Source organism: Schlesneria paludicola DSM 18645, assembly GCF_000255655.1.
Lineage (GTDB): Bacteria > Planctomycetota > Planctomycetia > Planctomycetales > Planctomycetaceae > Schlesneria > Schlesneria paludicola.
Genome location: NZ_JH636435.1, coordinates 2011978 through 2034092 on the forward strand (window position 1 = coordinate 2011978; position 22115 = coordinate 2034092).

Genomic DNA, 22115 nt, shown 5'->3' on the forward strand with positions numbered 1-22115 from the left:
AAGCGCGACCGATCGCGCGAACCTGCTCGCGAATGGATCACTCTTTCATCGTCAGTTCTGTCACAACGGGCAGATGATCCGAGGGGAAGCGTTTTTCTCTTTGATCATCCAGGATTTGAAGCCGCAGGACTTTGACCGCCTTCGTCGTGAAGATGAAATCGATTCGATGTTCAGGCACGATGGCCTTGAAGCCGTTCCACGTCGAATCCGGACCTTCTGGTTTCCGTGCGGAATGCACGTAGGTATCGAGAAACACCTCTTGCCCCTGCGTGCCTCGTCCGACCAGCGTGTTGTACGGCGGCGAGTTGGCCGTCGTGTTGAAATCGCCGAGCAGGATGACGGGATGATCTGCAAACGTCTCACGCAGGCGTTGGAGCAGCAGGTTGGCGCTCTCGGTACGAGCCTGTTTGCCGCGATGATCAAAGTGGGTATTGATCACATACAGCTCGACGCCCGTCGTACGATCTTTGAGCTTCACCCAACTCGCAATCCGGGGCAGGGCGGCATCCCAACCTTTACTGGCGGTTTCCTCGGGTGTCGGCGAAAGCCAGAATGTTGCTTGCGCCAGCAGGTCAAACCGATCATGACGATAGAAGATCGGACAGAACTCACCCGCACTCTTACCATCGTCCCGTCCGACCCCGTAAGCCTTCATCTCCGGCAGTCGCAGTTTCAAGTCGTCAAACTGCCCAGCCAGCACCTCTTGAAACCCCGCAACATCCGCCTTGCTCTTGAGAATGATCTCAGCCACCCAATCCTTGCGATTCGGCCAGCCATTGACGCCATCTTGCGGATTGTCATACCGAATATTCCAGGTCATCACATTCAGCGATTGGGCAAAGGCATTCGAGCCAATCAACGCCGTAGCCAAGAAAACCAACAAAGCCTGCTTCATCGCGTTCTGCCTCGTAGCCCAAAGGTGTATGCCGACGATTCCCCCCGATTCACTTTGCACTTCCACGCAACAGTCGTCAACCAAACGAATCGATTGCAGACTGTCATTTCGCAGTCAAAACCGGCCAGCAATTTGCGGGTGAAAACCGGCCATTGAGAGGCGTCATGTCTGAGTTCATCTTGCACGCTGAGTGCAGGAGGAACCTGCATGTCGAATCGATGATCAATGGCAACGATCAATTCTATCGAGACACTGCACCGATCAGGTCGTTCGAACCGGGAGATTTCTCGTCTTCTGGGCGTGGATCGCGGTGCGGTGAATCGGGCCGTGCAGCGACTGAAAGCTGCGGAAGTTCAAAACCGGCCAAACCCGCTCACAGGGTCGAGCCAAACCATCCGCAGCACAATCAGACGAATTCAACTGCAATTCACCCCACAAAACCTGACCGGTTTTCACTCGCGAAATGACAGACCTAAGTCTAAAAACTAAAAAAAGGCCAATCCATTTTTCGGGACTGGCCTTTTTCAGTTTGCGGAATCAGTTGGCTTCTCTTGTGGATCGACATCGAACCCTGCCGCTAGTAGTGATGGTCTGATTTCATCAATTGTTGCGATGGCTTTCGGGTCTCTCCAAATGCTGAATTTTGCCATGCGGGGCACGCCGTCGAACCCAAATTCGGCGCCGCAGATGAAACCGGTCTTCTCGAGTGCCTGCTTTATTAAACCAACATCCGTTTTTGAGCACATGATCTTGGGGAAGTTCCCCGGCACACCGTCAACATGGACTGTCATTCAAAACTCCCTTTTGAACTTCCTGATTTGTTCGAAGATCTACCCAAAAAAAGCCTTGTCCCAACTACCGTCAGGACAAGGCTTTAAAGATGGGCGATACTGGATTCGAACCAGTGACTTCCACCGTGTGAAGATGGCACTCTAGCCGCTGAGTTAATCGCCCGTGGGCGGCCGGGGCCGCGTGGACATATTTGTATCCTGAATGAAGGGTGTCAGCAAGGATGCACGCTCGGGTGAGTTGGTTCGCGCGGAACCGATCAATTGTGACTCATGTCTTCAGTTGCAGGGGTGTCTTTAGCTGCAGGGGGCGGGCGATATCCGGAAGATTCAGGTCGGCGGTGCCTCGGCAGACCTGACGGACATATTCGCGATGTGGTTCCACACAGCCACCGCCCTGGCCGCCCGAGGGCACTTGCAGACGGAGCATTTCGTTCAGGATCTGCGTCATTTCCAGCGGATCTTTCAACGACTTTTCGACTTGCGCCTCGACCCGGCTTTCATCGATCTGCAGTTCGCCATTCGCATCGAAGAACGTCGAATTGCGCCAGTGATAGATCGAGAGGCATTTGGTGGTCAGGCTGTAGAACTGGTTCGGACGCCAGAAATCGGCGAAGACGCCATTTCCCAGATAGAAGGTCCAACTTCCTTCGTATCCCGTGATTTCGCCAGAGGCATCGTCCGGGTTTCGGAACCAGGTTCGGTCGCCTGGAATGAAGAATTTCACGGGCAGGGGGTTGTCCCAGGAGCCGATTTGCCGCTGGAAGATCGATTCAAATTCTCGGCCCTTCACGGCACGCGTTTCGGCCTGTTTCTGCAGATCGTAGAACAGCTCCTGATGGAATTCGGCCGCTTCCCGCGCCACGGCAAGCAGCACGATATATTCGCCCGCACGACGGCACGAGAACGTATACCGCTGCCCCGAGAGTTCGGGCTGCGTGGCATATCGCAAGGCATCGATGAGCGATTTTTGCGGCCGAACAATGAATCCCTGGTCTTCGTCGTAGCTCCAATAGTCGGCTGGACGTTCTGCCTCATGTGTGGCAAACGACAAAGAGGTTTTCCGAGCCGCCTCGACAATCTTCTGACGAATTCGCACCGATGAAATGAATTCTTCAAAGCTGGGGAATTCGAACACGATCGGGCAGGCGAGCATCGTGAGCAGGATCTCACGCTCAAGATCCTGGGGATTCCGCACAGTATCCAAATTCAGCTTGGAAGTGACACCCGCGGTGTCTCCGTCGGGCATCCATTCCGCCACGCATTCGGATTTCAATTCGACGGATACGAAATCGGGGTCATCGGACCCGATTTTCACGTACTGTGAAAGATTCAGGTCAGTCAGGACTTTCGACAAATTCGCTTGAGCAATGTCGCGTTCCGAGATCGTTGGTCGATGAATGCGCAGGCCGCGAGAGGCTGGGCGTTCGCTCTGAAAGGCGTTCAGCATGGGCAGCTTCCTTTCACTGTCCAGCAGAACGCGTGTCGCTCAATCTGATCAACGTCATACCTGAAACGTTTGTGTCCCGATTGATCCAACGGCCATAACAAGGACTCGCGATGCTTCATCGATGGTCTCGGCATTTTCTTTCTTTTGTGGCATGCGTCCGAACACGAACAACCTGTTGAAGTAAGGGGGACAGGCACCTTGGCGTTGAGGACGTCATGGCGTTTTTTAAGCTCATCGGAGCCAGTCCCCGTTATTTCAACAGGTTGCTAAACGCAACAAAGAAAGTTTATGCTTTGAGTCAAACTTTGCCAATCGGATTTCTGCTTGTGGCTGGCCCCCGTGACGCAGAACGCTGAAGCAGTTACGTTTACGCCGAATCCACGGCGCAATTACGAAAGTTCGGGTGGCGGAAACGCGAGAAATCCACCCTCTGGCCAAAACCCCATGCTAAGCATGCACATTAGTCAACATCGGCCGGAGATCCGGCGCGGTCAGACGTCTGCGGGTGCTTACCCATCAAGGAGCGACGTCGAGGGGAGACGCGCTGCCCCGAAGCACGGTTTCTTGAACAGCCAGATCGTGCATCATCGACCAATCCAGCATTTTCTCCGCGCGAATGACCTTGGCAAAGTCGGCGGCGTCGGCGACATAGCGTTTGTAAGGTTCGACCGGTACTTCCTGCGTCCCCTTCTTGTAAGGGCCGCGTTCTTTCGCCAGTGTGAGACGTACGAATTTGGGGGAATCGATCGGCTCAATGTGGATCGTTCCTTCGGTCCCGCACACGACGAGATGTCGCCGGGCGGAGCCATCCACCTCGAGCGCAGACGACTTGACGCTGGCAATCGCCCGCGGGTAGGTCATGACCGCCAGCATATTGTCCTGTAGACCATCAGCCTGATTCCCGGAGTGCTGATGAAACGCACTCACGCCGGTCGGAGTGCCCAGAAGGTCAACGACGATGTCGATCATGTGGCATCCCAGTTCGAACATCATGCCACCGGGATAGGCGGCATTCTTGACCCGTGATGCGTCGTCAACCACTTTGCTCATCACGCAGTGCATCTCGAACGGTTCACCGAGATAACCCTTGCGGACGAGATTTTTCATCAGGACGACCGCCGGGTTGTAGCGGAACATGTATCCCATCTGGACGCACAAGTGCTTCCGGGCGGCCTGATCCAGAATGCGTCGAAACTGAATCAACGATTCGCCCGCCGGCTTGTCCAGATGAACATGAAGCCCCGCTTCAATCCCAGCTTCCGCGTACTTCAGCAGATCACGCGGTTCGGTTTCAATGGCGACGGCCTGCAACCCTTCGACAGCTAGAAGTTGTTCAACAGTCAGCCACGGAAGGTCACGATAGGCCGCCTGTGTTTCCGCCAGTTTCTTAAGCCGGGGATCTGGTTCCGCAATTCCGACGACTTCGTATTCCGGTGAGGCCCGATAGGTTTCAAGCTTGCCTGCCGCGTGGCCATGCGCCGTTCCAATCTGACCAATCTTGATCTTGGGCATACGTTAACTCACTGAAAAATTGTCGCCAGCCTGCACACGGACCCGTTCCGTCACGAACGGACAATCACCCCACCACGGTGGGAGTGAGCCGATGCGCATTCCTGGTTGGAATCCCGCACCTCTGGGCGACACTTCATTCAGCGCCACCTTCGAGACCGGCCGTGAGAAGTGAATTATGATGTGACCGCAGAATGCGAATTTCCAGCCCGACTCATTTCCGGCGCGACTCTGCCGGGCCGCCGGGATCAATCCGGTGTTGCCGCTCATCCGTCACGTCGGCGCACACATCCGCCCACACGAATTCCGACATCGGAACGAAAACATCGAGGTCGATTGGCGGCATCGGCAGATTCTGCCGGTGCCGAAAGGTCACGACAATCGGCATCCCCTTGTCGCGCCGCGTTGATCCGTTCGGAGAGATCAGGATTCCACCGGATTTCGCCATTACGTCCGTGCGTGATCAATCCGTAGAAGGACAGGGGGTTCGGCCCGATTTGCGAGGTAACGGGTCACACGCTTAACGATGAATGAGGCGCTCTGCGCGTGACTTTTCCTTTCCCGCGAACCTGGCGCGGCGTTCATTCGGAAAACTCTTCTAAAACCATTTCTGAATTCCAGGCCACGAGCCGACCATTCAAACGGTAGCGATTGTGCCGCTTGATCGCTTTTTGACGATTTGAACGGACGTGCCGTTTTGGCGTCTCTCACGAGGCGTCAGAAAAGCGAATGCGCATGGAGGCTCGAATGGCGAAGGTACGCAATTGGATCGGAGTGGTTTCCGCCCCCATCCTTTTAATATCCGCCGGATGTTCGGTCGCGCCCCGTCCCTTTTCGAGCGCTCATCGCCGACATGCGCCCGAGCGTCTGATATCTATCGCCCAGGCGTACGAACGACAGGGCCAGTTGGCACAGGCACAAGAGATCTACCAGCGAGTCCTGGCCGTACAGCCTGGAAACAATCACGCACAGCAGTCGCTTGATGCCTTGATGGCAAGACAGAATCCATCGCATCAGAGTGCCGCGGAACAGGTTTCCGCTCCTCCCCGAGAATTGCTCGCCGACACCGGGTTGCTTTTGTCGTCAATCCCCACAAGGCCAGTCCTCGTCGAACCGGAACTCGCGCCACTTCCTCCAGTTCTACCGGCCCCGGCTCCCATGACCTCGGGAGCGGCGCAATTGCAGGAACTAGCGCGGCAGGACGCCAACTCCAAACTGGCCACGGCGACAGCACCAGAGCCCCCAAGTCCGGAACCCGTTCCGTCCTCCGTTCCTGAGCTATCCACCACTCCTTCGATGGTGCAAGTAGCCGTTCGCGTTGAACACGATCCGCAAGATATTCCCCCATCGCCAACGGCGGCATTAGACGCTCCTGCGCCGCAAGTCATTCTTGAGCCGCCGGCCGATCTCGAACCGATCGCGATTCCCCCTCTCGACACCGCAATTGCACGCATCGAGCCACCGGTATCACCGCCAGCGACATCACCGCCAGCGATCGCATCGTCGCCGATACCGGCGATCGAGACCGGGATCCCCGTCCTTCCGCTGGCCGCGCCCGAGGCGCCCAAGGTCATTGACGCGTCGCATCACGAAGCGAGTTCGAAGCAAATGAGTTCAGAGCCTGCTGCTGAACCGGCCCACGACCGCCATCCCGCGAACGAAGAGAATCTGGAATTCGTGCTTCCACGCATCGCGGCTTCACCCGCCACACTGCCCGTCGACGCCGTATTGCCGCGCAATCATGGCTGGATTTCGACAGCAACACAGACGGCCCCCCTAATCCATGACGCGAGTCCCGATTCAACACCGTTCTTCGAACCGCTGATGGCGGCCGGTGAAATCGCCAACCTGGAACTCAAGCCCTTTTTTGGGCCGTTCCATGTGCAACTGATCGCGAAGCTCAGGGCACACCGCGAAAAACTCCAGGGGCAACTCGTTGGGCTCGTGACGAACGATTTTACCAGTGCCGAAATGCGGTCCCGAGCGGTTTTCTTGCTGGGATCGATCGGTCCTGAGGCCCGCGACGCCGTCCCCGCCATGCAGCAAGAACTCCAACGCAATCACGACGTCTTCTTCGAGATAATCGTCGCGGAAGCGATTCTGAAAATCGATCACGAGAATCAGGCTGCGATCGAACAACTGGTTGGATGCCTCAGTTCGACGGACACGAATGTCCGCTGGGTGGCCACCTTTGCCTTAAGAAATGCATCATCGCCTTACCGAACGATGGTGGTGGACCATCTTCGGACTCTGCTGGTAACCGACGACCCAAAGGTTCAGCGAATGGTGCTTCTGACACTGGCGGAATTCGGCCCCTCAGCGGCCGCCGCGCGTCCCGAAATCGAGGCGACACTTCAAAGCGTTGATTCAGAAACCCGAGTGATCGCGCGAGCGTGCCTCGATCGCGTTGATCGTGATCAATAGACAACGGTCCATCCGCAGATCCCGCGATTGTAGAAGGAAAAAAGGGGGACAGGCACCAGACGGAGCCCGTCCCCCTTTTTTCGCGACGATTGGCACCATGGAAATCACAGTCACTTCGTCGCCGTTACGGCGCGTTGATTTCATCGCCGAGAGTAAGTAGTGCTGACGACGATTTTTCCCGTTCCCAAGCATGTTTGGTTCGAAGAGATGCGCGGCAAGAACGGGGACAGGCACCTGGGGGAGCCAGTCCCCGTTCTTGCTACGCGTCGGCCACGTCAGGTCAGGGTGTTCGAGTTTTCACGGACAAGACGCTCATTCACTGCAAGCTGCAGGTCAGACTCTGCCATCAGTTGGGCAAGACTTCGGAAGGTCATCTGGGGTTCCCAGCCGAGGATGTCCTTGGCCTTGGACGCATCTCCGAGCAACAGATTCACTTCTGTGGGCCGATAGTATTGCGGATCGATTTCGACGTAGTCATGCCAGTTCAAGCCAACGCTTTCGAACGCGATATCCAGGAACTCGCGAATGCTGTGCGTTTCGCCCGTCGCGATCACAAAATCGTTCGGGTCGTCGTGCTGCAGCATCAGCCACATCGCCTCGACATATTCTTTGGCATATCCCCAATCCCGTTTCGCTTCCAGATTGCCCAGATAAAGCTTCTCTTGAAGTCCTTCTCGAATCCGGCCGGCCGCGCGTGTGATCTTTCGCGTGACAAACTGCTCTCCACGTCGCGGAGATTCATGATTGAACAGAATTCCATTGCACGCGAACAAGCCGTACGCTTCGCGATAATTGACGGTTTGATGGAAGGCAAAGACTTTGGCGCAGGCATACGGGCTGCACGGTCGGAAGGGTGTCGCCTCCGTCTGCGGTGTTTCGAGCACATCGCCGAACATCTCACTGGATGAGGCCTGATAGACCCGCACCGGCTTCGTCTTATTGAGCTGACGGGCGGCCTCAAGAATTCGCAGTGCGCCGGCGCCCGTGATGTCGTGCGTGTAAAGCGGCATATCGAACGAGATCCGCACATGGCTTTGGGCCGCCAGATTGTAAATCTCGTCCGGCTGAATCTCTTGAACCAGATTGGTCAGGCACTGACCATCGGCCAAATCGCCAAAGTGCACGAACAGCTTTGAATGTTCTTGGTGTGGCTCTTGATAAAGGTGGTCGATCCGCCCGGTCGTGAAACTGCTGGATCGACGGATAATCCCGTGAACCTCGTATCCTTTCGAAAGGAGAAGTTCCGCCAAGTATGATCCGTCTTGCCCCGCTATTCCAGTAATGAGTGCTCGTCGCGGTTCAGTCAAAATTCACTCCACACGGGGTTGGCCATCCATCTCTTACGACAATGAGGCATTGAGACGATCAACGTCTCTGGCAGCCTCGAAATTCGGCGATGGTGGCCATTTACCAAGGATTCTCGTCAAAGTTTTGACAAAACCATCGAAATGCCGTCACAAAATCGACTTCGGCAGTGGACATAGTTTACCATGACAATGGGGCCGCTGCTGCGGAATCTGTCCCCGAACCAACCCGATATTCTCAAGCCCAGTCAGTTCATCGACGCAGACTCGTACGTCAGTATTTCGTTTTCTTGAAAAATCTGCCGTGTGTCACCAGAGATTTTCGGAGTCTTTCGACGCCGCCCGGACGATGAGATTTGTTTGACATTGGTCGTCTGCAGACTCCAGAATTCACGCTTAAGCCGTTACGATCGTCGTTCCATTAGAATACCCACGCCGCAAATTTAAACACGCATCATGAACAATCTGATGGCAATGATTGTCACCACGAAGTCTGTCGTCATTACCGCGAAACGTGTTGCTCATACCGCACTTCGCCCATATAATCCGTGGCCGTAATTGATGCGTCGTCAGGGAGAGCTTCAAGTCGTGTCTACGGCTCCTCGGATTTTATTGCTCGGGGCAGATGAAGAGGCCGGTCGCTTGCTTTGGGCATCTGCGCAGACGCCCGATTCCATCGTCGCCTTGACGGACGACTCAAACTGGTTCACCAAGCAAAACCAGGACGCGTTCAATGCCGCATTGGTCTTGGGCGAACCCTTGCGACGCCTGCCGACACTGCTGGCCTTCGAAAGCGTCGTCAAGCATCTTCCAGAAGGGGTCGCGGTTCTCGACACCGACCTCAAGATCAAATGGTGCAATGACCGTTTTGTCGAATTGACAGGTCGCGCCACGTTTGGTCTTCCTTCTCCCGAGGGCCTGACATTTGACGATGCGTTTGCCTTGCCCCAGATTGTCGGCCCCGATTTCGCGCCCTTCAACACGGCACTCGGGTCGGGAATGACCGCGAGAACCAAGTACCGCACGGGCGAGTCAACCTATTTCGACGTGGTGGCGGCTCCAGCCTTCGTCGCGGGAAACGAGTTCCCGTCGATGGTCGTCGTGACCGTGCGCGATGTCACTGCCGAACACCAGCAGGGTGAGAAGCTGACCGCGATCCATGAAGCGGGACAAGATCTGGGGGATATTGCCCCTGAAGACCTGTTGACGATGACCGTCGACGCTCGAAAAATCTTGCTTCGTGAAAAGATCATTCTTTACACCAAAGACGTGCTGAAGTTCGGAACCATTGAAGTCCGCTTGCTGAACGAGCGAACCAATCGTCTGGAACCGCTGCTGAATGTCGGCATGATGCCCGAAGCGGCGGAACGCGAGCTCTTTGCGGCCCCGACGGGAAATGGAGTAACAGGGTATGTCGCGGCCACCGGCAACAGTTACTTGTGCCGCGACACGTCGAATGATCCGCTGTATCTGATGGGGGTCGCGGGTGCCAGTAGCTCGTTGACGGTTCCCATCAAACGACACGAACGAGTGCTCGGAACGTTCAATGTCGAGAGTACGCACGCCAATGCCTTCTCGGAACAGGACCAGCAGTTTCTGGAACTGTTCTGTCGTGATCTGGCCGTCGCCTTGAATACCCTCGAACTTCTTGTGTTCGAACGAGCGACCGTCGCGTCGGAAAGCTCAACGGTGCTTCTGCGCGAAGCGGCTCGTCCGGTCGATGAAATCCTGAATGATATTGCCTGGCTGCAGAACAAGTTCGTCGGATTCGATCCGCAGGCGACCGAACGACTGCAGCGAATGCTGAAGCAGACGCGCACGATTCGGCAGTTGATTCACGGAATTGGCGAGAAGGTTGCTCCTCAAGTCGCAATCCCGACCTCAACGCTGCTCGTTTCCAAACCGAAACTGCGTGGAAAACGCGTGCTGATCGCGGACGGGGACGAGTCGGTCCGTGCCGCCGGTCACGAGTTGCTGGCGCGATTTGGCTGCGAAGTCGAAACGGCGCACAACGGCGAAGAAGCGCTGCTGATGATCCGCAGCTTTCACTATGACGTCGTTCTGTACGACGCGGAAATGACCGACATCCACCTGATCGAAGCCCTGGAAAAGATTCGTGCGATTCACGCCTATGTTCCCGTGATCCTGATGAAGGGGTACGGCTACGACGGTGCGCATCGGATGGTGAAGGCGCGTCAGATGGGCTTCAAGCTGGCCCTTTACAAGCCGTTCCGCCTGGACCTGTTGATCTCGGAACTGGACAAGGCCCTGACGCCGCCCGGTGAAGAAATGCCCCGCGGATAGATGACCGCAACGAAGCGGCCTCAGCCGCCGTTGGCAACCGGGATTTCGCGCAAGTCGACCTGAATCGGGACATCCAAAATCAGAGTCGGAGCTTCGTAAACCAGCCAATACTGAGTCACTGGGTCATTGAGCCCCGACCAATGATAGTCGATCGCCACGGCGCCATCGGCCTGCTGATCCATATTGAAGTCCGTGAAATTGGTCCGCGCATGGTCGGCTGTTTCCAGATACGCCGCGTTGTGAAAAATCCACGATCGATGCGATTCGAATGCCGGTCCGCCCACGTCATAGCTGACCGTCAGTCCCACATCCCCGTTCAAGCGTCCCTGTTCACCGGCTTCAAACTGGATCTGTCGAATCCGAACCGTGACTCCACCGCGGCGACGCATGGTTCCGCGGCTTTGCGCCTTCTGATCAAACACAATTCGCTCGGTGGCGGCGGCAATCTGACAATGGAAGGTCCCCCGAACAGAGATCGTCTTCAGTTGCACAGTGGCGGGCAGGCGAAAATCCCACTGAATCGGGATGTCGCGACCACCGTCGCCGACGGGGTATTCATATTTCGCCTCAGGATTCCACGGCGAAAGCGGTTGTTCCTGATTGGCATCCGCCAACAGATCACGTGCCACCAGCGAGACAAACAGGGGACGCAAGCGGGGTTCGACCGAGAGGTGCCCGACGAGCCGTACAATTTTCTGCTGCTCATCCCCCACGAGCGGCCGAATTTCCAGTCTCTCGACGGCAATGCGAAACGGCCCGGCATGCTGAACGGCCCGTTGTGGCGGGCTCGAAACATCCCTCGCCACAATCTCGATCCCAGGTTCGTCGGTCGTCATTTGCCAACGGAGCTTCGCCCGGCTGCAAAGTTCATCAAGACACGCCCAGAATGTGGCCCGATCCCACTCTGTCGGTATTCGCGATGCGCTGGCATCGTCCAAAGCTGAAGACAATCGCACGCGATTGTGGGTCTGTCGCTGAATCTCACCAATGATCTCGTCCAGCGTTCGTTCGCCGCGAAGAGTGACAACTGCCGCCGCCGACGTCTCTTTGGCGGCCTCTCGTTCGAGTCGCGGACGGATACGACGAATCGCTTCGCGTGCCGACACACTTTCCACCAGATCCGGCGCCGGCAACCAGCGCAACACCTCGGGACCGCGATCCAGCAGTTCACGCTCGGCCTTCGACCGTTCCGACAAGGTTCGCGCGTCGAGCGCGCGAATCAATTCCTCGACAACCGAACGTGACAGCGGTGCATCGTCCGCCATCAAAGGCAGCGGAAGCAAAAGCGTTAAAAGCCAAACGCTTGCCGCTGTGGAAAGAGATCGGAAAGATCCATTTCGCCAGATTCCCGCACGGGTGCGGCCCGTCGGAAACGAAGGGGCGGGCGTCCCTGTGACGCGGTCAGCCACACGAGAGAGAATCGCAATCGACATCGATTTGACTCGTTTCAACAAGAATTCCACTCCCCATCATTCTATCACCCACGCGTTGTCCGTCACGGCGGATCATATCCATCGCGTTTGATTCCTTCGCACAACTGGGATACCGTGTCGTCATTCACTCCTTCGCGACGACAATTTTCTCTCCCCAGGAAAGGCGCTGCCATGCAGGTCGCCGTCACGGATTTTTCGTTTCCGTCACTTGAGATCGAAGAGGCGATTCTACGCCCGCTCGGTCACGAGATTGTCAGTGGGCAATGTAAAACACGCGAGACGCTGATTCCCATTGTCCAGGATGCCGATGCGGTCATCGTACAGTTCGCTCCGATCAAAGCAGACGTCATTGCGGCGATGAAAAAAGCACGCGTGATTGTCCGGTATGGAATTGGCGTCGATAACATTGATCTGGTCGCGGCACGCGAACGCGGGATTCCCGTTTGCAACGTGCCGGACTATTGCATCGACGAAGTGGCCGATCACACGTTGGCTTTCATTCTTGGCCTGACACGACAAGTTGTCCCCAACACGCTTTTTGTCCGCAAAGGGCAGTGGGGGCTACCTGTCCCGCTCGACCAGATGCGTACCCTGCGTGATTTGACCGTAGGTGTGGTGGGATTTGGCAGAATCGGTCGCGAGGTCTTCAATCGGCTCGCCCCATTCAAATGCCATCGGCTGGTTCACGATCCGGTCGTGCGGCACGATTTGATTCGCGCCTCGGGCGGTGAGCCGTGCGAGCTGAATCAGATCATCGAACAATCGGATATTCTCACGCTGCATTGTCCCTCGACGGCTCAAACACGACGGCTGCTCAATGTGTCGTCGATCAGTCGCATGAAACCCGGATCGATCGTGATTAACCTTGCACGTGGCGATCTCGTGGAAACGGCCGCACTGATCGAGGCACTGCAATCGGGACACTTGTCGTCCGCCGCGATCGACGTCTGCGATCCCGAACCGATTCCCGCCGACAGCCCCTTGCGACAGATGGAAAACGTCATCGTGGCATCGCATGTCGCATCCGTCAGCGCGAAAGCCGTTCGAACACTGCGCGAAACCGCCGCCAACATCGCGGCGATGGCTCTACGCGGCGAGCGACTTCCCAACACGGTGAACGGTGTGTCGCTTGTCGCGACGCCTGGTTAATCAGTTGAAATCGATTCACGGCGAAGCCGGGTTGTTGCCGATCGGATTGTCAGATTGTCAGATGATTGAGATGATGGGCGTGATCGTTCCCGCGTTCACCGCGACGAACTGATGGACGCCCCTACCGGAGAACTGCACGTGTCGACTCGAGTGTCTGCTGAAAAGCTGGAAGCGTTCTGCCTTCAAGCCCTGGAACAAGCCGGGGTGTCTGCCTCACACGCCAAGATCGTGGCAGACGTGCTCGTGACGACGGATACCTGGGGTGTCTTTACACATGGAACGAAACTGCTTCGTGACTACATCAAACGCGTGCGCGCGGGCGGACTGCGAGTTGACGCCGAGCCTCATGTTGTCGCTAGCGGCCCGGCGTGGTCGATCGTGGATGGTGAGTCATGTCTGGGACATGTGACGTCGACGTTTGCGATGCTGGACGCGATCGAACGTGCCAAGAAATCGGGTATCGCCTACGTGGGTGTCAGAAACTCGTGTCACTTCGGAGCCGCAGGCTATTATGCGTGGCTCGCGGCCAAAGCCGGTTTGATCGGCATCTCGATGGCCAACGATATTCCCAGCGTCGCCGCCGCGGGCTCACGCCGATGTGTCACCGGCAGCAATCCGATCGCGTACGCAGTTCCCGTCGGATCGGGTGATCCGATTCTGCTCGACATTGCGATCAGTACCGTCGCCGGGGGAAAGGTGTATGCCGCCTATCAGCGAGGCGAACCGATTCCTGACAACTGGATCATCGATTCCGAGGGGTGTCCCAGCACAGACAGCAGCCTTTATCCCGCATCAGCGGCACTCGCACCGATGGCGAACCATAAGGGTTATGGAATCGCATTGCTGATTGAATCGCTCAGTGGATTGCTCACCGGTGCGTCGGTGACCTGGCAAGTGGGAAGCTGGATCTGGGGTGATGCGACCAAACCCACCAATCATGGTGCCGCGTTCATTGCCATCGACATCGCTTCGATCATGCCGCCCGCCGAATTCGAGGCGCGTGTCACCCACCTGGCGAACGAAATTCATGAAGCGCCGACGGCCGATGGTGTCGAACGCGTTCTGCTTCCGGGTGAACGCGAGTGGAATCTGCGTCGCAAAGCACTCGCTGAAGGAATTGATCTTCCTTCCGACGTTGTCGGAAAACTCGCCGGGCTGGCAACCGACCTGGGCCTTCAGGCGGATTGGCTGAATTCCTGACCGTTCCCTGCGGCCGAATTTTAAGCGACTCACCACCGATGACGAAAACGACTGAACTGCCTGAAACGTGTTTGCCGACATGGTCCGTGGCCGAGCTACCAGAACCCAAACCACTGGGGTTAAGGAACTGGGCCAGCTTTATTGGCCCCGGCATCGTCATGATGGGAATCCAAATTGGCGGCGGCGAATGGCTGCTGGGCCCTGAAGTCACCGCTCGCTACGGCGGCGGCTTGATGTGGATCGCCACCGTCGCCATCGTGTTGCAAGTCTTTTACAACTTGGAATGCGCCCGCTACGCCCTTTACTGTGGCGAACCGGTCATGACCGGTTTCATGCGAAAACGTCCCGGCCCCATGGCCTGGATTGCCGTCGTCATGATCCTGAATCTGTCGGCCTTGATCCCGGCGCTTTCCACCAACGGGGCCGCTGTCATGGCGGCGATCTACCTCGACCGCCCACCTGGGGTCGAAGACAAATGGCTGGTCACAATGCTGGCCTACATTTGCCTGTTACTCGTGGCGTTGCCTGTGCTGATCGGAGGCAAAGTCTACAACATGCTGCAAACGATCATGACGGTGAAAGTGGCGATCGTGCTGGGCTTTTGTCTCACGATTGGGGCTCTGTTCGTCAGTCCGACCCATTGGTGGAACGTCTTCAGCGGCTTTGTGCAGTTCGGCAATGTTCCGATCAAGAACGGAGACAAGGACGGTCTCAGCAATGTCTTTCTCCATCTATGGCGCGAGGGATCATGGCCGCTGATTGAACTCGGCAACATTGCCGTCCTGGGCGCATTCGCCGGCTACGCAGGCGGAGGAGGGCTCGCCAATTCCACATACAGTAACTATGTCCGCGACAAAGGCTGGGGCATGGGTCAGCAGGTCGGCGCCATCGCCAGTGCCGTCGGTGGCCGCGATATCACGCTAAGCCATCTTGGTAAGGTCTTTCTGATTACTCCGGACAATCTGCGGCGCTGGAAAAATTGGTGGAAGTACATCCTGACCGATCAACTGATCGTCTGGGCGCCGGGTTGCTTCATGGGAATGGCGCTTCCCGCACTGCTGTCACTCGAGTTCGCGCATTATTCGGAGCTCTACAACCAGACGGACAAACTCGATTGGTCGCGGGCGATGATTACGGCGGACGGGATTCGCCATGCCGTGAATTTCAGCCCGGCCACCGGTGCGATCTTGTGGCTGGTTACCCTGTTCGTCGGCTTGATGGTTCTGTTGCCGAGCCAGATGTCGATCGTCGAAGATTTCAGTCGGCGCTGGACCGATGTCATCTGGTCCGCCAGCCCTCATGCACGAGAGAAGCTACGCGATGATCAGGTCAAATACATTTACTACACGCTGTTATTTTCCTACGTGCTCTGGACAATGGTCGCCGCGTACCTGTTCAGTACTTACGGAACCCCCAAACTGATGACGGATATCGTCGCGAACCTGAACAACCTGGCGATTGGAGTCACCGCATTTCAGTTGCTTTGGGTCAACCTGACGCTGCTTCCGCAAGAACTACGACCTCGCTGGTACCATCAGGCGGGTATGGTCGCCTGTGGTCTGTTTTATCTCGGACTTTCAACGTTAGTCTTTGTCACCCGGCAATGGCCGGCCTTCCAGCAATTGCTTTTCCGCTCTTGAATGCGGCCCTGAATAGGACGCCTGCATCAACGGCAAAACGTGAATCACGCCATCGATACCTGTTGGAATATCAGGCCAAGCTCTCGATAAGGAATTTCCAGTGACGGCACTCTTCGATCTTACTGGCCGCGTCGCGCTCGTCTCGGGTGCCGCAAGCGGAATGGGACGCGCGATGTCTCTAGCTCTTGCGGAACATGGGGCGGACCTCATGCTCGCAGATCTCAATGACGCCGGCTTGCAGGATGTCGCAGCGGCCGTGAGATCCTTCGGCCGCCGTGCGGAACCTGTGCTGTGCGACATCGCACAGCCCGATGCCATTCGCGCGATGTTCGCCAAGCTCGATCGTGACTTTGGTCGGATCGATTTTCTGGCAAACGTCGCTGGAGAAGGGATCCTCGGTCGGCCCGAAGAGATTCCTCTGGCCGATGTCGAACAAACGTGGAGAAATCTGGTATTCGGACGCTTCTGCATGTGTCAGGAAGCCGGACGCCGCATGATCAAGGCCGGGCGCGGAAGCATTGTGAACATCGGATCGCTCGCCAGCATCACAGCCCTGGGACGCAACCATATTGCCTATAGCATGGCGATGGGCGCGGTCGCACAAATGACTCGGGAACTCAGTACGGAGTGGGCCGCGCACGGCGTTCGCGTCAACGCCATCCTGCCCGCACAAGTCTTGAATCCCAGTCTCGAAAAACGGATCGCCGCCGACCCCGCCTTGAAAGATCAATTCCTGAAGGGCATCCCCGCCGGTCGGATGGGTCAACCCAACGATATTCAAGGGTTGGCCGTGCTGCTGGCCTCGGATGCGTCGAGCTGGATTACGGGAGCACTGATCCCGATGGATGGAGGCAATCTTGCCATGAACGGCGGCGGCACGCGTCGCTACGTCGAGCCCCAGTAAATCTCGAGCCATGCCGTTGACACCCGCGCGGCAATGCAGCCCATTCCCCGCACACCATGATTCGAACATCGTTCCGAATCGTTCTCGATCACCGCAGACAACAAACGCACTCATACCCGATTTCGGAAGCCCCATGAGCAACGCCTCGACCACGTCTCACCTGCTGAACATCTACCGCGCGATGCAGACGATTCGTCAAACGGAAGAAGAACTGGCTCGCTGTCACCAGCGGGGCTTGATTCATGGTGCCTGTCACACCTATGTCGGCGAAGAAGCAATTGCGAGCTCCGTCTGTGCCCATTTGAGAAAAGACGACGTCGTCTTCAGCACACATCGTGGCCATGGTCATGCGCTGGCGAAGGGCCTTCCTCCAGCAGAATTGATGGCCGAACTCTTCGGACGTCAGACCGGTTGCTCGCGTGGTCGCGGCGGCAGCATGCATATCTTTTCACCCGAAATTGGCATGATGGGCACCAGCGGCATCGTTGGCCCTTGTGTCCTGCAGGCCTGCGGGGGTGGCTATAGTTTCAAGTTGATGAAGACGGACAATGTGGCCGTCGCCTTCTTCGGCGATGGCGCCGTTAACAACGGTGCGTTCCATGAAGGCCTGAACATGGCCAGCATCTGGAAGCTGCCGGTTCTGTTCATTTGTGAGAACAATCAATTCGCGACTGAAGTCCCCTTCGCCTATTCCGCGGGCAATCCCAGCGTCGGCAGCCGTGGCGTCGCCTATGGCATGCCCGGACTGACCGTCGATGGCAATGATGCACTCGAGATCGATCGTGTCGCCGGTGAAGCCGTTCAACGAGCCCGTTCCGGCGGCGGCCCGACGCTGATCGAATGCGTCACCTACCGGACGCGTGCCCACGCCGAAGGGATGGGGGATTTTGGATATCGTACGCGTGAAGAAGTTGAAGAGTGGAAGCAACGTTGTCCCATTCAACGCTTCCGTACGAAAAGCATCGCCGAAAAGCACTTGACCGCGACGGATCTGGACGCGGTCGATCAGGACGTCAAACGCACCGTCGACGAAGCCCGCAAGTTCGCAGAATCAAGCCCCTATCCAGAGGGCGCAACGGCGATGCAACATGCGTACTCAGAGTTGCCTCACGCGTCCAAATCGCCGATCCAGAACGTGCGTCCCAACACGTCACCGCGAGAAATCACAATGACGCAGGCGACTCACGAAGCGTTGTCGGAAGAGATGGCCAAGAACCCGAATATTTTCGTGATGGGCGAAGGGATCGGCAAACGAGGTGGTAACTTCAAAACCACCGCCGGCCTTTATGATATTTATGGCCCCACGCGTCTCTGCGACACGCCGATCTGCGAACGCGGCTTCGTTGGTCTCGCCTGCGGAGCCGGGATGACCGGTACGCGACCGGTGATCGACTTTATGTTCGCCGACTTCGTTCTCGATTCGGTCGGCGAAATTGTGAATCAGATCGCCAAGATGCAGTACATGAGCAGCGGGCGCCTGAAGATGCCTGTCCTGCTTCGCGGATGCATCGGGATCGGGCATTCGGCCGCGACGCACCATTCCGGCAACTACTACGCCATGTACGCCCAGATCCCCGGCTTGAAGGTTGTTGTTCCCTCGTCGCCTTACGATGCCAAAGGCCTGTTCAAGTACGCGCTCAACAGCAACGATCCTGTCTTGTTCCTCGAGCATCGCGAGATTCTGTCGCTGAAGGGGCCCGTTCCCGAAACGGAATATGAGATCGAGTTTGGGAAAGCCAATATCGTTCGCGAAGGAAGCGATGTGACCGTCGTGGCGTTGGCGCGAATGGTCCCTCTGACGCTTTCACTGTGTGATCAATTGCAGAAGGACGGAATCTCGGTGGAGCTGGTCGATCCCCGCACGGTCCTTCCTCTCGATATCGACACCATCCTGCAATCCGTCAAAAAAACCGGACGACTGCTCGTCGTCGACGAAGGTTTCGCCCCATGTGGCTTCGCAGTCGACGTCGCCGCACAAGTTGCCGATCGGGGATTCAACGATCTCGACGCCCCCATCAAGCGGATCAACGGTGCGTTCACCCCGACGCCCTATAGTCCCCCGCTGGAAAAAGCGGTCGTTCCACAACCGGAACAGATTGCACAGGCAATCCGCGACCTGGTCAACGAATAACCGAGCTCGTTTAAAACAAGCGAATGCCATCTCCTACGATGTCTCGATCTTCCCATTTGAAAATGCTGCCGAGGCCGTTTCATGCCATTTGAAATCACAGTTCCCCGACTCGGTTGGTCGATGGAAGAAGGCACGTTCGTCCGTTGGCTGAAAAAGCATGGCGAGCTCGTCAATGCGGGTGATGCCTTGTTCGAACTGGAAGGCGAAAAGGCGGCTCAAGATATCGAAGCCGTCGATAGTGGATTGCTCGTCATTCCTTCGAATGCGCCGCAACCGGGAACGATTGTCGCCGTGGGGGCCGTCATCGGTCATCTCGTTGCCGAAGGGGAAGCCGCCCCCGCAGTCGTCACAGGTGCATCCGCTTCGGTGACGAGTTCAATACCCAAGACAAGCGCCCCCGCGAATCCATCGCCCGCGGCCGACACCAGCACTCTCGAAGAACCCGCCGCGGCTCCCTCAGTGCGGAGACTCGCACGCGAGATGGGTGTGAAACTGGCGTCCTTGGAAGGCAGTGGCCCCGCAGGTCGCATCACCGCCAACGACGTGCGAACGACCGGCTCGCGTCCGTCTACAGTCGCTGCGAACCATGTGTTGTCGTCCATCGCCAGTCCACGCGCACGCCGTGTCGCGAAAGAACTTGGCATCGACTGGAAGGGCGTGAAGGGTACAGGGCGAGACGGTCGTGTCCGAGAGCGGGACGTCCGCACGTCCCAGTCACAGCCACGTCCCGCGTCGACATCGACGCCGACGACGATCTCGTCGCGACGACGAACCATCGCCAATCGGATGATCGCCAGCCGCGAGAGGACCGCGCCGGTCACGCTGACAACGCGGATTGATGCCACAAATCTCGTCGGACTTAGGCTGCAGTTCAAACAAGCGGGAGAGGGTTCGCCGATTCCGTCGTACACCGATCTCATCATCAAACTTGTCGCACTCGCCCTGAGAAAACATCCCACGCTGGCCACACGCGACGAAGGGGGGCAATGGATCGTTCCTGCGTCCGCGGATGACATTTACATCGGCATGGCGGTCGATACCGAAGACGGCCTGGTCGTTCCGGTGGTTTCCCGTGCGGCAACGCTCGGCCTGTTTGATCTCGCCAAACAGACATTGTCGCTGATCGAGAAAGCACGTACGGGCAAGATCTCGGCGGCCGACATGCAGGGTGGCGTCTTTACGATCACGAATCTCGGTTCGTTCGGAATCGACGCCTTTACGCCGATTATCAATCTGCCGGAAACCGCCGTACTGGGTCTCGGACGCATCCGACGCGAACCCGTTGTGATCGATGACCAGATCGTCGCCCGTGATCAGATGTCGCTCAGCTTGACGTTTGATCACCGCATCGTCGACGGCGCCCCTGCGGCGCGCTTCTTGCAAACCGTCAGTCAGGCGATCGAAAATCCCTCCGCATGGCTACTGCGCGGGGACATCTGACAGAGGAAGTTCTGCCTGCCGTGAACGCCTGACTGCATTTTCGTAGAACAGATTTCCATCCGAGGGAAAACTCAGGCGAATCACCTGTCGGTCCAATACGTGACCATGATTTGGAGCCAAGTATGCCACCTCAAGCCACATATCAACTCGACTACCTACCACGATTACCACGTGACAAGTCGATCGGAATCGGTTGCATTGGTGCCGGTTTTATCATGGCCGATTGCCACTTGGTCGCCTACCGGCAGGCGGGCTTCAACCCGGTCGCGATCGCTGCGCGTCGTCGCGAACAGGCGGAAGAGGTTGCCCGGCGGCATCAAATTCCCGCGGTAGAGACCGACTATCGTGAACTGCTACGCCGACCGGAAGTTCAGGTCGTCGATATTGCAGTTCCGCCCGATCATCAAATTGAAGTCATTCGTGAAGTCGTGCGGCATGCAGACCACATTCGCGGCGTGCTGGCTCAAAAGCCACTAGGTGTCGACTTCCGCCAAGCCTGCGAGATCGCACGGCTATGCCGTAATGCCGGTATCACGCTCGCCGTCAATCAGAACATGCGTTACGACCAGTCGGTCCGCGCGGCTCGATCGCTGATGGCGCAAGACGCCCTTGGCGAACCGGTGCTGGCCACGATCGACATGCGTGCGATTCCTCATTGGATGCCCTGGCAGTCGCGACAGGGGTGGGTCACGCTTCGAATCATGAGCATTCACCACCTCGACACGTTTCGCTTCTGGTTTGGAGACCCGGTTCGCGTCTTCGCCAGCGTGCGACCGGATCCACGTACCTCGTTTCCGCATGACGATGGTATCTGCCTGTATATTCTCGAGTACGCCAACGGACTGCGGGCGATGAGTTGCGATGATGTGTGGAGTGGCCCCGCGAAAGAGGGTTCGGCATCGGATATCGGCATCAACTGGCGCATCGAAGGAACACGCGGTCTCGCGCGAGGCACAATCGGGTGGCCAAGTTACCCGCAACGCACCCCCAGCACGCTCGACTACTCCACAACCGCCGCCGCCGAGTGGAACACGCCGCGCTGGAATGAAGTGTGGTTTCCCGATGCGTTTGTGGGTCCCATGGCTCAATTGCTGTGCGCAATTGAAGACTCAACGGAACCGGAAATCAGCGGTGAAGACAATTTGAAAACGATGGCTCTCGTCGAAGCCTGCTATCAATCGGCACGCGAGCATCGAGCGGTTGAGCTGCAGGAAATCCTGCAAACGGCGCCGACGTGACGCCAAGTCAATCTTCAATGCGTCCGCGACGAACAGAACATCCCATTCTCTCACGCGCCGCTTCATGTTGACCGTTCGGCGAACTTTGCGAGCAGTCGCCCGATTGGGACGGCAGATCCGAGTAGACTTGCCAACCGACACGGCCTCGTCGAAGCTATCCTTCAATTGAAGTCATGGGAGTCGGTTCCCCAGGCGTCGAAATCCTCGTGCACTTCGATACGCTACAGGTGCACGTCCCCATGATGTCATCAGGTTGCCACATGGCTCACCCATCCGATTCTGGTATTTTGATGCGATCGTTCGATC

General features: G+C 57.1%; 17 protein-coding genes and 1 tRNA gene. 10 read left to right on the forward strand and 8 right to left on the reverse strand.

The features are described 5' to 3' along the window. Positions 1–37: 37 nt before the first annotated feature. Positions 38–895, reverse strand: a complete 858-nt coding sequence (locus OSO_RS0126115; RefSeq protein ID WP_010585984.1) for an endonuclease/exonuclease/phosphatase family protein — start codon at positions 893–895, stop codon at positions 38–40. A 225-nt stretch (positions 896–1120) separates the two neighbouring features. Here OSO_RS0126115 and OSO_RS52695 point away from each other — a divergent pair, with 225 nt between their 5' ends. Beyond that, the gene (locus tag OSO_RS52695) at positions 1121–1384 is read left to right on the forward strand and encodes a winged helix-turn-helix transcriptional regulator (protein ID WP_157605457.1); all 264 of its coding nucleotides are present in this window, start codon (positions 1121–1123) and stop codon (positions 1382–1384) included. Between the two features lie 35 nt (positions 1385–1419). Here OSO_RS52695 and OSO_RS0126130 read toward each other — a convergent pair whose 3' ends face one another. The 5 genes from OSO_RS0126130 to OSO_RS0126155 form a co-directional block, all read right to left on the reverse strand. Beyond that, entirely contained in the window at positions 1420–1686 is a 267-nt protein-coding gene (locus OSO_RS0126130; protein ID WP_010585987.1) for a hypothetical protein, read from the reverse strand. A gap of 90 nt (positions 1687–1776) precedes the next feature. After that, positions 1777–1849, reverse strand: a tRNA-Val gene (locus OSO_RS0126135). A gap of 105 nt (positions 1850–1954) precedes the next feature. After that, positions 1955–3133, reverse strand: coding sequence for a TGL-type protein-glutamine gamma-glutamyltransferase (locus tag OSO_RS0126140; RefSeq protein ID WP_010585988.1), 1179 nt, complete (start codon positions 3131–3133; stop codon positions 1955–1957). A 516-nt stretch (positions 3134–3649) separates the two neighbouring features. After that, positions 3650–4645 carry a Gfo/Idh/MocA family protein gene (locus OSO_RS0126150; RefSeq protein WP_010585989.1) on the reverse strand — a complete coding sequence of 332 codons (996 nt, stop codon included), beginning with the start codon at positions 4643–4645 and terminating at the stop codon, positions 3650–3652. Between the two features lie 211 nt (positions 4646–4856). Then, on the reverse strand, positions 4857–5090 hold the full coding sequence (locus OSO_RS0126155; protein WP_010585990.1) for a hypothetical protein: 234 nt from the start codon (positions 5088–5090) through the stop codon (positions 4857–4859). A gap of 299 nt (positions 5091–5389) precedes the next feature. Here OSO_RS0126155 and OSO_RS0126160 point away from each other — a divergent pair, with 299 nt between their 5' ends. Then, complete coding sequence (locus OSO_RS0126160; protein ID WP_010585991.1) at positions 5390–7066, forward strand: HEAT repeat domain-containing protein; 1677 nt, start codon at positions 5390–5392, stop codon at positions 7064–7066. 275 nt (positions 7067–7341) lie between these two features. Here the strand turns inward: OSO_RS0126160 and gmd are convergent, their stop codons facing one another. Next, a complete protein-coding gene (gene gmd / locus OSO_RS0126165) occupies positions 7342–8373 on the reverse strand; it encodes a GDP-mannose 4,6-dehydratase (RefSeq protein ID WP_029247492.1) in 1032 nt (343 codons plus the stop codon). Positions 8374–8958: 585 nt separating this feature from the next. Between gmd and OSO_RS0126175 the strand changes: the two genes are divergently transcribed. After that, on the forward strand, positions 8959–10674 hold the full coding sequence (locus OSO_RS0126175) for a hybrid sensor histidine kinase/response regulator (protein ID WP_029247493.1): 1716 nt from the start codon (positions 8959–8961) through the stop codon (positions 10672–10674). 20 nt (positions 10675–10694) lie between these two features. Here the strand turns inward: OSO_RS0126175 and OSO_RS0126180 are convergent, their stop codons facing one another. Continuing rightward, positions 10695–12107, reverse strand: coding sequence for a hypothetical protein (locus OSO_RS0126180; RefSeq protein ID WP_040592638.1), 1413 nt, complete (start codon positions 12105–12107; stop codon positions 10695–10697). Positions 12108–12278: 171 nt separating this feature from the next. Between OSO_RS0126180 and OSO_RS45185 the strand changes: the two genes are divergently transcribed. The 7 genes from OSO_RS45185 to OSO_RS0126225 all read left to right on the forward strand — a co-directional run bounded on the left by OSO_RS45185 (position 12279) and on the right by OSO_RS0126225 (position 21809). Then, complete coding sequence (locus OSO_RS45185) at positions 12279–13256, forward strand: C-terminal binding protein (RefSeq protein ID WP_010585995.1); 978 nt, start codon at positions 12279–12281, stop codon at positions 13254–13256. Positions 13257–13394: 138 nt separating this feature from the next. Beyond that, positions 13395–14456 (forward strand): Ldh family oxidoreductase, encoded by a 1062-nt coding sequence (locus OSO_RS0126200; RefSeq protein ID WP_157605458.1) that lies wholly within the window; start codon positions 13395–13397, stop codon positions 14454–14456. A gap of 38 nt (positions 14457–14494) precedes the next feature. After that, positions 14495–16096 carry an Nramp family divalent metal transporter gene (locus OSO_RS0126205; RefSeq protein ID WP_010585997.1) on the forward strand — a complete coding sequence of 534 codons (1602 nt, stop codon included), beginning with the start codon at positions 14495–14497 and terminating at the stop codon, positions 16094–16096. Between the two features lie 100 nt (positions 16097–16196). After that, positions 16197–17000 carry an SDR family NAD(P)-dependent oxidoreductase gene (locus OSO_RS0126210; RefSeq protein ID WP_010585998.1) on the forward strand — a complete coding sequence of 268 codons (804 nt, stop codon included), beginning with the start codon at positions 16197–16199 and terminating at the stop codon, positions 16998–17000. A 133-nt stretch (positions 17001–17133) separates the two neighbouring features. Further along, entirely contained in the window at positions 17134–19131 is a 1998-nt protein-coding gene (locus tag OSO_RS0126215) for an alpha-ketoacid dehydrogenase subunit alpha/beta (RefSeq protein ID WP_040593243.1), read from the forward strand. 81 nt (positions 19132–19212) lie between these two features. Further along, entirely contained in the window at positions 19213–20571 is a 1359-nt protein-coding gene (locus OSO_RS45190; protein WP_010586000.1) for a dihydrolipoamide acetyltransferase family protein, read from the forward strand. A gap of 122 nt (positions 20572–20693) precedes the next feature. Continuing rightward, on the forward strand, positions 20694–21809 hold the full coding sequence (locus tag OSO_RS0126225; RefSeq protein WP_010586001.1) for a Gfo/Idh/MocA family protein: 1116 nt from the start codon (positions 20694–20696) through the stop codon (positions 21807–21809). The last annotated feature ends 306 nt before the right edge of the window (positions 21810–22115 follow it).